Raw genomic sequence first — 13,425 nt, 5'->3', positions numbered from 1 at the left:
ACATGTCACACACAGACCTCGACAGAGGCTCGGCCGCCGACCCGGCGCAGGCCCCGCCGCGGACACCGTCCTTCTGGGACGGCCGCGGTGAACTGGTCATCGGCGGCCTCCTGCTGGCCATGGCGGGCACGCTCGCCGTCGGCAACGCGGGGATGGACGTCATCGGCGACGGCGGACTGCTCGGCCCCCAGGGGTTCGGCTGGTTCGTGGCCGCGCTCGCCGCCGTCATCGGCCTCCTGCTGATCGTCGCGGCGCTGCGCCGCTCCCCCGGGCGCCGCGCCGCCCTGGCCGCGCAGGAGCGCACCAACTGGCGGGCCGTGGGCCTGGTCCTGCTCGGCATCGGCGCCTTCAGCGGCCTCATCGACATCGTGGGCTGGCTCCTCATGGCGACGCTGATGTTCACGGCCGTCGCGACGGGGCTGGGCAACCGGAACCTCCTGCGCAACCTGACCGTCGGCTTCGTCATGGCCGCGACCGTCCAGATCGTGTTCAGCGGCATGCTCGGCCTGAACCTGCCCTCCGGTGTGCTGGGGGGCCTGTGACATGGAGCAGCTGACGCACCTCATCGGCGGGTTCGGCGCCGTCCTCACCCCCATGAACCTCCTCTGGATCACCCTCGGCGCGTTCCTGGGCACGGCGGTGGGCGTCATGCCCGGCCTGGGCTCGGCCATGGCCGTGGCCCTGCTGCTGCCGATGACGTTCACGCTCGACCCGCTGGCCGCGCTCATCATGTTCAGCGGCGTCTACTTCGGCGGCCTGTTCGGCGACTCCACCGCGGGCATCCTGATGAACACGCCGGGCAACAGCACCGCGATCGCCACCACCTTCGAGGGCCACAGGATGGCGCGGTCGGGACGGGCGCCGCAGGCGCTCGCCACCTCCGCCATCGGCGCGTTCACCGGAGGCGTCCTCGCCACCGTGCTGGTCGTCTTCTTCGCGCCCTCCATGGCCGACCTGGCGACGAAGTTCGGCCCCGGCGAGTACTTCGCGCTGGCCGTCTTCGCGTTCGTCGCGATCTCCGCCGTGGTCTCGGAGTCGCCCCTCAAGGGCCTGGCCGCCCTGGCGTTCGGCCTGGGGCTCGCCCTGGTCGGCACGGACCAGTCGACGGGCACCGCGCGCTTCACCTTCGGGATGCCGGCGCTCTTCGACGGGATCAGCGTCGTCGTCATCACCGTGGCCGTGCTGGCCGTCGGCGAGGTGCTGTACTCGGCCGGGCGCGTGGGCCACCGCGGCGCGCACGAGATCGTCCCCTCCGCGGGACGGCCCTGGCTGTCGGGCAGGGAGTTCCGGGCGGCGCTGCCCGCGTGGCTGCGGGGCGCCGGCATCGGCATCCCCTTCGGCGTCATCCCGGCGGGGGGCGCGGAGGTCCCCACCTTCCTCGCCTACAGCGCCGAGCGCCAGCTGGACAAGCGCCGCCGGAAGCCGATGTTCGGCAAGGGGGCGATCCAGGGCGTGGCGGCCCCGGAGGCCGCGGGCAACGCGACGGCGGGGAGCGCGATGGGGGCGCTGCTGTCGCTGGGCCTGCCGACCTCGGCCACCGCGGCCGTGCTGCTGGCCGCCTTCCAGCAGTACGGCATGCAGCCCGGCCCCCTGCTGTTCGAGCGCAACGGCGACATCGTGTGGGCCCTCCTGGCGGGCCTGCTCCTGGCCACGGTCGTGCTGCTGGTCATCAACCTGCCGTTCGCGCCGCTGTGGGCGAAGCTGCTGCTGCTCCCCCAGTCCTACCTCTACGCGGGCATCACGGTCTTCGCCTGCCTCGGGGTCTACGCCACCGGCGCGAGCAGGACGGACCTGGTGCTCATGTGCCTCCTCGGCGTCCTGGCGTTCGCCATGCGGCGCACGGGGGTGCCCCTGGCCCCGGTGCTCATCGCGGTGATCCTGGGCCCGCTGGCGGAGTACTCGCTGCGCGACGCGATGGCCAACTCCGGCAACGACCCGCTCACCCTGGTCGGGAGCCCGATCACCGTCGCGCTCTACGGCCTGCTCCTGCTCGGGCTCGTCTGGACCGCGTGGCGGCGGCTGCGCCCCGCCGCGCCCGCCGGCGAACCCGACGCGGAGGACTCCGAGGAGGCCCCGCGGGCGCGGAGCTGACCCCGGCGCTCCGACACGGAAGGGCCGGCCGGGAGAGGACTCCCGGCCGGCCCTTCGCCGTGCGGCGCGCGGCCGGGTCAGTCCCGGACCCGCCCCGGCTCCGACAGCGCCCGGTGCAGGATGTAGGGCAGCAGCCCGCCGTGGCGGTAGTAGAGCTGTTCGCGGGAGGTGTCCACCCGGGCCCGCACCGTGAACTCGGTGACCCGGCCCGTGCGCAGGTGGCGGGCGGTGACGGACAGGCGCTCGGGGACCTCGTCCCGGCCCTCCAGCCCCCTGACGGCGTACTCCTCCTCCCCCGTCAGCCCGAGGCTCCCCGCGCTGTCGCCGTCCTCGAACTGGAGGGCGAGCACGCCCATGCCCAGCAGGTTGGAGCGGTGGATGCGCTCGAAGGACTCGGCGATGACCGCGCGCACGCCCAGGAGCGAGGTGACCTTGGCGGCCCAGTCCCGGGAGGAGCCCGTGCCGTACTCCCGGCCGGCGATGATCAGCAGCGGCTGCCCGCGGTCGCGGTGGCGGTCGGCGACGGCGTGGACCTCGCCGACCGTGCGCTCGTCGCCGTCGGGGCCCAGATCGACGGCGCTGCCGCCCGGCAGGCCGGGGGTCATCGCGTTGCGGAGCCCGGGGTTGGCCAGGCCGCCGAGCCTCATCACCTGCCAGTTGCCCCGGCGCGAGGCGTAGGTGTTGAGGTCGCGCGCCTCCACGCCGCGCTCGCGGAGGAACCGTCCGGCGGGGCTCTCGGGGGGAATGCGCCCGGCCGGGCAGAGGTGGTCGGTGGTGACGGAGTCGCCGAGGACCTGGAGTGCGCGGGCGCCCACGATGTCGCCGTGCGCCCCCTCCGCGCCCCGCTCCGCCGCCGGTTCCAGGAACGGGGGGCGCTGCAGGTACACGGAGCCGGGGTCCCAGTCGAACCGGTCGCCCCCGGGCGCCGTGAGCCCCCGCCAGTTCTCGTCGCCGTCGAAGAGCGTGCCGTAGACCTCGGTGTACATCGACGGTTCGATGCCGGCGGAGACTACCTCCTCGATCTCGGCCTCGGTGGGCCACAGGTCGGCCAGCATGACCGGCTCGCCGTCCGGGCCGGTGCCGAGCGGGTCGGCGGTGAGGTCGACGCGGGTGGTCCCCGCCAGGGCGAAGGCGACCACGAGCGGGGGCGAGGCGAGGAAGTTCAGGGAGACGTCGTTGTTGACGCGGCCGTCGAAGTTGCGGTTGCCCGAGGTCACCGAGGCGGCCACCAGCCCCCTGTCCTCGACGGCGGCCGCCGCCACGGGCGCCAGCGGCCCGGAGTTGCCGATGCACGTCATGCACCCGTACCCGACCAGGCCGAACCCCAGCTTCTCCAGGTCGCGCATCAGGCCGGCGCGCTCCAGGTAGTCCACGACCACGCGGGAGCCGGGGGCCAGGCTGGTCTTGACCCACGGTGCGACGCCCAGTCCGCGCCGGACGGCGTTGCGCGCGAGGAGGCCGGCGGCGACCATGACGGCGGGGTTGGAGGTGTTGGTGCACGAGGTGATGGCGGCGATGGCGACGGCGCCGTCGCGCGGCCCGGACGCGCCGGGCCCCTCGGCGGGCGCGGGCTCCTCGGCGCGGCCCAGCTCGGCGAGGGCGGCGCGCACCGCCTCGCCGGTCCCGGCAAGCTCGACCCGGTCCTGCGGTCTGCGCGGTCCGGCCAGGCTCGGGGTGATCCCGTCCAGGTCGACCACGAGGGTCCGGTCGAAGCGCGGCCTGCGGTCGGGGTCGTGCCACAGGCCCTGCTCCTTGGCGTAGGCCTCCACCAGCCGCACGTGGTCCTCGCGGCGCCCGGTCAGGCGCAGGAACTCCAGGGTGCGGCCGTCGACGGGGAAGAGCGCGGCGGTCGAGCCGAACTCCGGGCTCATGTTGGCCAGGGTGCACCGCGTGGCGACGCCGGTGGCGCCGACCCCGGCGCCGAAGAACTCCACGATGCTGCCGACCACGCCCAGGCGCCGCATCCTCTCGGTGACGGTGAGCACGAGGTCGGTCGCGGTGACGCCGGGCCGCAGCTCGCCGACCAGTTCCACGCCGACCACCGGGGGGATGAGCAGGGAGACCGGCTGGCCCAGCATGGCCGCCTCCGCCTCGATGCCGCCCACGCCCCAGGCCAGCACGCCCAGCCCGTTGACCATGGTGGTGTGGGAGTCGGTCCCGGCGACGGTGTCGGGGATGGCCACGCCGTCGCGCACCTCGACCACGCGGGCCAGGTGCTCGACGTTGATCTGGTGCATGATGCCGGCGCCGGGCGGGACCACCTCGAGCGTGCTCAGCGCCCGCTGTCCCCACTTGAGGAACCGGTAGCGCTCGGCGTTGCGCTCGTACTCGCGCCGGACGTTGAGGCGGGGGGCGTCGGGGCGGGCGAAGAAGTCGGTGGACACCGAGTGGTCGACCGTCAGCTCGGCGGGGATCGCGCCGTCGACGGCACGCGGGTCCCCGCCGCGCTCGGCGACCGCGTCGCGCAGCGCGGCCAGGTCGGTCAGGACGGGCACGCCGTTGGTGTCGTGCAGGAACACCCTGGAGGGGTGGAAGGCGATCTCGTGGGCGCCTGTGCGCCCCTCCGCCACCGCCGCGATGTCGGCCCCGGTGACCAGGTCGCCGTCCTCGTGGCGCAGGAGGTTCTCCAGCATGATCTTGTGCGCGAGGGGCAGCCGTTCGGTTCCCGGCACCGCCCCGATGTGGAAGTACTCCGCGCCGCCCGCCGCGGACCCCAGCCTCCGGCGGCTGCGGTGTGAATCGATCGACATCAGTCCTCCTAGCCTATAGGCTACATGATGTCAGAAGTCAGGAGAGGCCGATATCCTGCCTCCTCAGGGAGGACGACGTTCGTGACGACGAAGCCGGTTTTCAGCAAGAGCCAGTACGCCTACGAGGAGATCAAGCAGCGCATCCTCGCCGACGAGCTGCACCCCGGGGCGGCGCTGAGCCAGGAGGGCATCGCGGCCGAGCTGGGCGTCTCGACCACGCCCGTGCGCGAGGCGCTCAAGCGCCTGGCCGCCGAGGGGCTCATGACGCTGGAGACGCACCGGGACGCGCGGGTGACGGAGCTGACCTTCGAGGAGGCGCAGAGCCTGTACGAGGTGCGCTCGCACGTGGACCCCCTGGCCGCCGGGTGGGCGGCCCAGCGCCGCACCGGCGCCGATGTCGAGGCGATCCGCCGCGCGCTGGACGCCCTGGACCCGCTGACCGGCACGTCCGGCATCCAGGCGCTGAACGCGCACCGCGACTTCCACCGCGCCGTGTACCGCGCCTCCCACAACGAGCCCATGATCGGGATCCTGGACAGCCTGTGGGACAAGGCCGACCGCTACCGCCAGTTCACCCTGCGGCACCGCGCCGGGTCCGCGTCCGAGGACGCGCGCGTGCGCCGCGAGCACCGGGCGCTGGCGGAGGCGGTGATCGGCGGCGAGAGCGGGACCGCCGAGGAGGTCATGCGCGGGCACATCGAGCAGAGCCTGGGCCGGCAGGCCATGGAGGCCCTGCGCCCGGGGTCGGCCCCCGGGTACTGACCGGGCGGGCCCGCGCGGCGCCCGCCGACGTGGCGGCCGAAGCCCCGCGGGCCGAGCGGGCGGAGCCCCGTCCCGGAGGTCCCCGGGAAGGCCCCGCCGTCGGCAGGGTCCTTCCCGGGGCGGGCAGGGCGGTGACTCAGTCCTCGCCGTGGCCCTTCGGGAGGAGTCGGATGACGGGGATCGTGCGGTCGGTGGCCCGCTCGTACTCCGCGAACCCGGGTGCGGCGGCGGTGATCTTCGCCCAGACGCGGTCGCGTTCGCCTCCGGTGAGCTCCTCGGCGGTGACGGCGAGCTCCTCCCCCGCGACGACCACGCGCACCCGGTCGGGTGCGGTGGCAAGGTTGCGGTACCAGACCGGGTGCCTGGCCGCCCCGGCTGCAGAGGCCACGATCGCGTAGGAGTCCCCGTCCAGGGGGAAGTAGGCCACCGGCGTCTGCCGCTCCTGCCCGCTCTTGTGGCCGACGGTGACCAGGACGAGCGCGTTCATCCCGTCCGGTCCGCTGCCGCCGGCGCGGATGTCGGCGATCACGTCCTCGTTCATCCGCCGCATCTGCTCGGCGGGCGGCAGCTGGGTGCCGCGGGTGCCCTCGGGTGTGTCGAAGCTCAAGGTGACTCCTTATCGGTGTGTCGTCGCGGCGTCGGCGGGCCGACGTCGCGGGCGTCGCGGGACAGGCCGCCGGACGGCGGCGGGGCGGTCTCAGCCCAGGGCCGGGTAGTCGGTGTAGCCCCGCTCGCCGCCGGAGTAGAAGGTGGCCCGGTCCGGGGCGTTGAAGGGCCCGTCGGAGGCCAGACGCGCGGGCAGGTCGGGGTTGGCCAGGAACAGGGCCCCGAAGGAGACCAGGTCGGCGGTGCCGTCCGCCACCAGGTCGACCGCGTCCGGGCCGGTCGGGACGCCGGAGCCGGTGGCGGGGTTGAGGATGAACGTGTTCGGCCACGCGGCGCGCAGCCGGTCGGTGAGCGCGCGGTCGGCCTGCTCCGCCAGGTGCAGGTAGGCCAGGTCCAGCTCGGCCAGCCCGGTCACCAGCGGCAGGTAGGTCGCGGCCAGGTCCGGGTCGTCGGTGATGTCGTTGAACGTGCCGCCGGGCGAGAGGCGGATGCCGGTGCGGTGCGGGCCGATCGCCCCGGCCACCGCCCGGGCGACCTCCAGGGGGAGCCGGATCCGGTTCTCGACGGAGCCGCCCCACCGGTCCGCGCGGAGGTTGGCGTTGACCGACAGGAACTGGTGGAGCAGGTACCCGTTGGCCCCGTGGACCTCCACCCCGTCGAACCCGGCCCCGACCGCGTTGCGCGCCGCGTCGGCGAAGTCCCGGACCGTCCGGTGGACCTCCTCGTCGGTCAACTCCCGGGGGGTGACGAACTCGGCCGCCCCCCGATGGGTGTACACCTTCCCCCGCGCCCTGACCGCGGAGGGCCCCACCGGCGCCAGGCCGTCGGGCAGCACGTCGGGGTGTCCGATCCGGCCCGTGTGCATCAGCTGGGCGAAGATCACCCCGCCCTCGGCGTGGACCGCGTCGGTCACCGCTCTCCACGCCCGGACCTGCTCGGCCGAGTGCAGCCCGGGGGTGTTGGTGTACCCCTGTCCGACGGCCGAGGGCTGGGTGCCCTCGGTGACGATCAGGCCGGCGCTCGCGCGCTGGGCGTAGTACCGGGCGGTCAGCTCCGTCGGGATCCGCTCCGGCTCCCGGGCCCGGCTGCGCGTCATGGGCGCCATAACGATCCGGTTCCTCAGCTTGGTGCCGGCCAGGTCGTGAGCCTCGAACGCCGTGGTCATGTCCTTCTCGCCTTCTCCTGCCGCAGAGCCGGGGACATCATGCTCCGCAGAGTTTGTTGTCCGGACAAGTAAAGCATTGCCGAAGGCGGATTATTCCCATGACCTGGTTCGTCGAGACAGAGAATCTAGAATGGAAAGACAGGGTCGCACCACTGAGTGGCCGGTCAAAGAAACCGCGCCGCGAAAGCCGTGCGTTCGAGAGAGGGACTTCATGTGCAGCACACCCGCAGGGCACTCCGGTGAGTGCGGGCCCACCCCCCTGCCCGGGGCCACCGAACGGCTGGGACCGGTCAGCAACGCGATCGTGCGCGTGGCCCGCCTGCACCGCATGCTCGCCGGCCAGCTGCTGCGCCGCGTGGGACTGCACCCGGCCCAGGAACTGGTGCTGATGCAGCTGTGGGAACGCGGACCCCAGCGCCTGAGCGACCTCGCACGGCTCCTGGGCTCGGAGGCCGCGACCATGACCCGCACCGTCCAGCGGCTCGAACAGGGCGGCTTCGCCAGGCGCACGCCGAGCCCGACCGACGGACGGGTCACCCTCGTGGAGGCCACCACGGCCAGCCTGGCCCTGCGCGCCGAGGTGGAGCGGGTGTGGGAGGAACTGGAGCAGAGCGTGACCCGCGACCTCGGCGGCTCCGAGCGCGAGGGGGTCCTGTCCTCGTTGGAGCGCATGGAGCAGGGCTTGGCCGAAGCCGTCGAGCGGGCCCGGTCCGCGCAGGGGTGAACCGCCCCGCGGGCGGGCCCGCCTCGGCGGGCACCGCGTGCTCCTGCTTCCGTCCGCCCCGGGCAGGCGGGGGCCGGTGCCGCGGTCGGTGTCCCCGACCGCTCGTGGCGGACCGACCGGGGCGCCGCTCGACGCGGTGGTAGGTTCCACTGGTCAGGAGACCGCGGTGGCGTCGGGTGCGAACCCGCCTCGCGCCCGTGTCCGCCCCGCGGCCCGCCAGGGGCCGCTCCAGGAGAGGACCCCGTGTCCGGTCGCCCCGTTCCCACCGAGATCTCGGACCTGCCCTACGCCGAGGACCTGCGCCCCTTCAGCATGGAGCAGCTGCACGACGACCCCCACGAGGCCGTCCACTTCGACGGCGGCGGGTTCGACCGGGTCCACCTCACCGGCGCCCGGTTCATCGAGAGCGCCTTCACCTCCGCCCGGTGGAGCGGCGGGAGCCTGCGCCGGTGCAGGTTCACCGACGTGTGGCTGCACACGGTACGCGTGACGGGCACCGACATCGCGGAGTCCGTCTGGCTCGACAGCAGCATCGTGGACAGCGTGTTCGCCGGGGCCGCCTCCTTCGACTGCGAGGTCCGGCGCGTGGTCTTCTCCTCCTGCAAGCTCGACGGGGTGAACTTCAGGGCCTCGCGCATGGACGACGTGGTGTTCGAGGACTGCGTCCTCACCGACGTGGACCTCGGCGGGGCGTCCCTGTCCCGGGTCTCCTTCCCGGGCTCCAGCCTGCGGAAGGTGCACCTGGCCGGGGCGAAGCTGCGCGAGGTGGACCTGCGCGGGGCGGTCGACCTCGACCTGACGTCGGGCTTCGAGTCCCTGTCCGGCGCGATCGTCACCCGGGGACAGCTGATCGCGCTCGCCCCCGCCCTCGCCGCGAGCACGGGGATCTCCGTCCGGGACGAGTGAGCGCCCGGCGGGGCCCGACCGTCCCCGGCCCCCACCGCCGACGGCCCCGGAGCCGTCTACCGGGCCGGGCCCGCCGCGGCGTCCCGCCCGCCGCCGAAGACCTCCCCGACGAGCTTCCGCGTCACCTCCTGGAACGCCCCCGCCAGGGACTGCCCGGCGTCGTCCACGTAGGTCAGCGAAGCGGTCAGGGTCCGGCTCGCGTCGGGCGCGGCGTACATCAGCGCCGCGTAGCCCCCGATGCCTCCGTTGTGGGTGATGACGGTGCCCCCGCCCGGGGCCTCCTGCACGAACACCCCGAGGCCGTAGCCCGCCTTGGGGTGCGGCGCGCACATCTCGGCCAGGAGCGGGGCGGGCAGGAGCCTGCCGCCCACCAGCGCGGAGACGAACACGTGGAGGTCCCGGGTGGTGGAGACCATGTCGCCGCCGCTGGAGATCCACGAGGGGTTCTGGCGGGTGACGTCGACCGTCCTCTCCCCGCCGTCCTCCTCGTACCGGTAGTAGGCGTGGGCGTGCGGTTCGGGGAGCTCCGGCCCGGTGGTCGGCACGACGGTCCCCGTCAGCCCGAGGGGGCCCAGGATCGAACGCCGCATCTCCTCGGCGAGCGAGTGGCCGGTGACCTTCTCGACCAGCAGCCTGGCCAGCACGTAGTTGGTGTTGGCGTAGCTCCAGTCCTCGCCCGGCTCGAACCGCGCCGGCCTGGACAGCGACAGCTCCACCAGCTCCTCGGGCCGGTAGGTCCTGAACCGGCTCTCCACCCACTCCCGGCCCGCCCAGGTGATCCCGGGCACGACCGTGCCGTCCTCGTAGTGCTCGCCGGTGAAGTTGAAGATGCCGCTGGTGTGCTGCAGCAGCATCCGCACCGTGATCCGCCGGTCCAGCCCGAACCCGGGGAGGTGGTCGGCCACCGGGTCCTCCAGACCGAGTCTTCCCTCGGCCACCAGCTGCAGCACCACGGTCGCGGTGAAGGTCTTGGTGTTGCTGCCGATCCGGAAGTGCCCGTCGGTCGGCGGCCTCTCCGGTGAGCCCAGTTCGCGGGCCCCGGCACTGCCGACCCACTCCCCCCGCTCGTCGTTCACGCGCATCTGGATCCCGACGAAACCGGGGCCGAGGATGTCCTGGATGATCTTCTGGAGTTCCGGGCGGTCCTGCTCGGTGGAGGTGGCGGACATGGTGGTGTTCTCCTTCGACTGCTGGTACGGGACGGGTTCGGTCGTGCTACAGGCTGCGGGCGGTGATGTCGCCGTGGGCGGTGGTGGCGCGGATGTGCAGGTCGGGGGCGCCGTCGTTCCTGAGGGCGTTGTGGATACGGCCGTAGGGGGTGCCGGCGTCCAGGGAGGCCGAGACGCCGGGGGCTGCGCCGATCGAGATGCTTCCGGACTCGGTGCTCAGCTCGACGGTGCCGCGCACGGCCTCGGTGACGGCGATGTCGCCCTTGGAGGTGCTGATCCGGGCGGAGCCTTCGAGGCGGGCCAGTGAGACGTCGCCGGCCAGGAGGGTGAGGCGGGCCTCGGCGGTGTGGTCGAGTTCGACCGTGGCGCGGGCGGCGTCGAGGGTGACCTCGCCCAGGCGTCCGGTGCTGTGCAGCCGGGTGTCGGCGGCCTTGGCCCGCAGGGCCGAGCCGGCGGGCAGGTGGACGGCGACCCGAACGGAGCCGGTGTCGCCCAGGATCCGGTTCTCGGCGGGCGCGGTCCGGATGCTCAGGACCCCGTCGGCGAGGTCCACGGCGGTGCGCTCGGCGGCCTTGACGTCGCGGCTCCTGGCGGGGTCGGCGGGCAGGACCTCGACGGTGGTGTCGGCGCGGTCGGCGGCGGTGAGGCCGATGTGGGCACCGGGGACGTCCAGGACGGCGGTGACGGGGGCGGGGGTGGTGAACGTGTGCATCGTGTTTGTCCTCCTCGTGCGGCGGATCCTTGCGACCCGCTGTTTCCGATGAAGGAAAAGCTACGTTGCATTCGCATAGTAGGCAACATCTTCGTTGCGAGAAAAGCCCATATCCGCAGGCAGTTTCCGTGAAATCGTTGCTTTGGTTTTGAATCTAACGCAACATCTCCGTGCCATACATTGCAATGGATGGAAAACGAACGCTATGGCGCCCCCGGCCGGAAGACATCGGGCTTGCCGCCCTACCTAACGGTAGGTAGATTGATGCCCATGCTCGAACACACCTCGGTCGCGGTGACCGGCCTCAGGAAGTCCTACGGGAAGCACCCGGTCCTCACCGGCGTCTCCCTCGAGGTCCGGCGGGGCAGCCGCACGGTCGTCCTCGGCCCCAACGGGGCGGGGAAGTCCACACTGCTGGAGATCGTCTCGACCCTGCGCACGCCGACCTCGGGAACGGTCGTGGTGGAGGGCCGCGACGTCGTGGCCCATACCCGGGAGGCGCGCCGCCTGATCGGGCTGACGCCCCAGTCCAACGCGCTCTTCACGGGCGTGTTCGCCCCCGTGGAGGAGCTCTCCGGCTGGATGCGGGCGATCGCGACGGTCAACCCGCTCACGTACGTCATCGACGCCGCGCGCCAGGTGGAGGCCGGGACCGCCCCCACCGAGGGGCCGCTCGCGGCGGTCGTCCTGGTCGCGCTCGTCGCCGCGGGGTTCGCGGCCTGCGTGCTCGCCCTCGGCCACGCGCGGAGGAACCGGTGAGCGCCGCGCCCGGTGACCGCCGCCGGCCCCCGGGCCGACCTGCCCGCGGGCGGTGATGCGGCGGCGGATCACGGACGGCCCGCGGCGGCAGGCGCGGCTGACATCGGTGCCCGCGGTCTCCAGGACCGGGGTGAAGAAGCCCCGGCTCGGCGGACCCGCGCCCCCGGCACGGCGTGCCGGAACGCCGGGGCCCCGGGCGCGGGTGCCCCCGGCACCCCCGCGGGGGAGCGCCTGCGCCGTGCCGGGCGTCGCGGACCGCGCCCGTGCGCGGGGAGCGGGACGGCGCGGTGGCTACCGGACGGACGCGCGCAGACCGTCCAGTCCGGCCGAGAAGCTCACGCCCGGCCGGTAGTCCAGCTCGGCGCGGGCCCGGGTGATGTCGTAGCTGCGGTCGCGCCCCATGATGGCGATCATCCAGTCGTACAGCGGCGGCGGGGTGGGGCGGCGCAGCAGCCGCCATGTCCGGTCGAGGACCCCGGCGACCGGCGAGGCGACCGCGAGCGGGACGCTGCGGGCGCCGCTGACATCGGCGCCCGCGGTCTCCAGGACCTGGGTGAAGAAGTCCCGGATCGGCATCGGAGCGCCGTCGGTGACGTAGTAGACCCCGCGGTCGCGGCCACGGCTCAGCGCGGCCGCCGTCGCGGCCGCGAGGTTGTCGACGTGGACGAAGTCCATGACGTGGCGCCCGCCGTCGATCCAGGCGAACTGTCCGGCGGCGGCCGCGGCCGCCGAGTCGCGCAGCGTGGTCATCCCCCTTCCCCAGATGAACGGCGGGCGCAGCGTGACCAGCGTCATCCCCGGTGTGGCGGTGCGCGCCAGGGCCCGCTCGGTCGCGAGCTTGACCCGCCCGTACGCGATGATCGGCCGACCGGTCGGCGTCTCCTCGGAGACCACCTCGGGCGTGCGGCGCCGGTCGGTCGACACGGCGGCGGCGCTGATGAGCACGAACCGTTCGACGCCGGCGGAGGCCGCGGCGCTGAACAGGGCGACGGTCGGCCGGTGGTTGTCCCGCTCGAACCCGGCGTCCGGCCCCCAGAACTCCATGCGGGCGGCCGAGTGGATCACCGCTCCGCACCGGTCCAGGACGGCCAGCCAGTCCGGCGCCGGGCGCGGCGTTCCCGTGGGAGCGCCGCCGGAGCGGTGATCCGGCCCGCGCAGGTCGGCGAGGTCGCCGGGGACGGGCGTCGCCCCGGCCCGCTCCACCCGCTGCGCTGCCTCGGGGCTGCGGGCCAGCGCCCACACGGCGTGGCCGTCGGCGATCAGGCGGGTGATGGTGTGCTGTCCGACGAAACCGCTGCCGCCGGTGAGAAAGATGTCCATGCCAGTTCCCGTTCTCCGTCAATGGCTGTGTCGCAGGTCGATCCGGTGTGCGCCGCGTGCGCGGGGGACCGCGCGGGGGGACGCGGGCGGGACGGCCGACGGGCGTTCCCGCCCGGCGGCCGGATCCCCTACTCCGCCGGACGGAACGGCCGCAGGAAGCGGACCCCGTCGTCGGCCTCCCCGTCCAGCAGCTCCATGAGCCGGGGCGCCAGCTCCCGGCGCCGGGGGGCCTTCAGGTGGCCCTCGAAGGCCTCGTGCGTGTCCCAGCGCTCGAAGACGACGAAGGTGCCCGGCCTGCCCTCCACCTCGTGGGGCTCGTAGTCGATGTTGCCCGGGTCGTTGCGGGACGCGGTGACGGTGCCGGCGATGAACGCCTTCAGCTCGTCCTCCCTGCCGGGCTTCGCCCGGACCTCCAGGAGCACGGTGACATAGCGGTCAGGTGTGTTGTCCATGGGATCGAT

The 13,425-nt window shown here is 73.6% G+C and carries 13 protein-coding genes; 6 read left to right on the top strand and 7 right to left on the bottom strand.

The genetic code is table 11. The features are described from left to right. Positions 1-2: 2 nt before the first annotated feature. The gene (locus tag ACQPYD_RS12770) at positions 3-542 is read left to right on the top strand and encodes a tripartite tricarboxylate transporter TctB family protein (RefSeq protein WP_433701188.1); all 540 of its coding nucleotides are present in this window, start codon (positions 3-5) and stop codon (positions 540-542) included. 1 nt (position 543) lies between these two features. Next, the gene (locus ACQPYD_RS12765) at positions 544-2,091 is read left to right on the top strand and encodes a tripartite tricarboxylate transporter permease (RefSeq protein WP_433701187.1); all 1,548 of its coding nucleotides are present in this window, start codon (positions 544-546) and stop codon (positions 2,089-2,091) included. A gap of 77 nt (positions 2,092-2,168) precedes the next feature. On the opposite strand, the gene acnA is transcribed toward ACQPYD_RS12765, so the two are convergent. Beyond that, positions 2,169-4,841: an aconitate hydratase AcnA gene (gene acnA / locus ACQPYD_RS12760; protein WP_433701186.1), complete on the bottom strand. Its 2,673-nt coding sequence runs from the start codon at positions 4,839-4,841 to the stop codon at positions 2,169-2,171. A gap of 81 nt (positions 4,842-4,922) precedes the next feature. On the opposite strand from acnA, the gene ACQPYD_RS12755 reads away from it, so the two are divergent. Next, complete coding sequence (locus ACQPYD_RS12755; protein WP_433701185.1) at positions 4,923-5,603, top strand: GntR family transcriptional regulator; 681 nt, start codon at positions 4,923-4,925, stop codon at positions 5,601-5,603. Positions 5,604-5,739: 136 nt separating this feature from the next. Here ACQPYD_RS12755 and ACQPYD_RS12750 read toward each other — a convergent pair whose 3' ends face one another. Together ACQPYD_RS12750 and ACQPYD_RS12745 are read right to left on the bottom strand one after the other, a co-directional pair. Continuing rightward, positions 5,740-6,210, bottom strand: a complete 471-nt coding sequence (locus tag ACQPYD_RS12750; protein ID WP_433701184.1) for a nitroreductase/quinone reductase family protein — start codon at positions 6,208-6,210, stop codon at positions 5,740-5,742. 90 nt (positions 6,211-6,300) lie between these two features. After that, positions 6,301-7,374 carry an alkene reductase gene (locus ACQPYD_RS12745; protein WP_433701183.1) on the bottom strand — a complete coding sequence of 358 codons (1,074 nt, stop codon included), beginning with the start codon at positions 7,372-7,374 and terminating at the stop codon, positions 6,301-6,303. Between the two features lie 211 nt (positions 7,375-7,585). On the opposite strand from ACQPYD_RS12745, the gene ACQPYD_RS12740 reads away from it, so the two are divergent. Then, complete coding sequence (locus ACQPYD_RS12740; protein WP_433701182.1) at positions 7,586-8,098, top strand: MarR family winged helix-turn-helix transcriptional regulator; 513 nt, start codon at positions 7,586-7,588, stop codon at positions 8,096-8,098. 243 nt (positions 8,099-8,341) lie between these two features. Continuing rightward, the gene (locus ACQPYD_RS12735; protein WP_433701181.1) at positions 8,342-9,004 is read left to right on the top strand and encodes a pentapeptide repeat-containing protein; all 663 of its coding nucleotides are present in this window, start codon (positions 8,342-8,344) and stop codon (positions 9,002-9,004) included. A 56-nt stretch (positions 9,005-9,060) separates the two neighbouring features. On the opposite strand, the gene ACQPYD_RS12730 is transcribed toward ACQPYD_RS12735, so the two are convergent. Both ACQPYD_RS12730 and ACQPYD_RS12725 read right to left on the bottom strand, forming a co-directional pair. Then, positions 9,061-10,173, bottom strand: coding sequence for a serine hydrolase domain-containing protein (locus tag ACQPYD_RS12730; RefSeq protein WP_433701180.1), 1,113 nt, complete (start codon positions 10,171-10,173; stop codon positions 9,061-9,063). 46 nt (positions 10,174-10,219) lie between these two features. Then, positions 10,220-10,885, bottom strand: coding sequence for a DUF4097 family beta strand repeat-containing protein (locus ACQPYD_RS12725; protein ID WP_433701179.1), 666 nt, complete (start codon positions 10,883-10,885; stop codon positions 10,220-10,222). Between the two features lie 270 nt (positions 10,886-11,155). Between ACQPYD_RS12725 and ACQPYD_RS12720 the strand changes: the two genes are divergently transcribed. Next, complete coding sequence (locus ACQPYD_RS12720) at positions 11,156-11,644, top strand: ATP-binding cassette domain-containing protein (protein WP_433701178.1); 489 nt, start codon at positions 11,156-11,158, stop codon at positions 11,642-11,644. 291 nt (positions 11,645-11,935) lie between these two features. On the opposite strand, the gene ACQPYD_RS12715 is transcribed toward ACQPYD_RS12720, so the two are convergent. Both ACQPYD_RS12715 and ACQPYD_RS12710 read right to left on the bottom strand, forming a co-directional pair. Beyond that, complete coding sequence (locus ACQPYD_RS12715) at positions 11,936-12,964, bottom strand: NAD-dependent epimerase/dehydratase family protein (RefSeq protein ID WP_433701177.1); 1,029 nt, start codon at positions 12,962-12,964, stop codon at positions 11,936-11,938. A 128-nt stretch (positions 12,965-13,092) separates the two neighbouring features. Next, positions 13,093-13,416, bottom strand: a complete 324-nt coding sequence (locus ACQPYD_RS12710) for a putative quinol monooxygenase (RefSeq protein ID WP_433701176.1) — start codon at positions 13,414-13,416, stop codon at positions 13,093-13,095. Positions 13,417-13,425: the final 9 nt, after the last annotated feature.

Origin of the sequence: Nocardiopsis sp. CA-288880, from assembly GCF_050955985.1 — a bacterium.
GTDB classification, from domain to species: Bacteria; Actinomycetota; Actinomycetes; order Streptosporangiales; family Streptosporangiaceae; genus Nocardiopsis; species Nocardiopsis tropica.
This window is presented reverse-complemented; position numbering and strand designations above follow the sequence as displayed.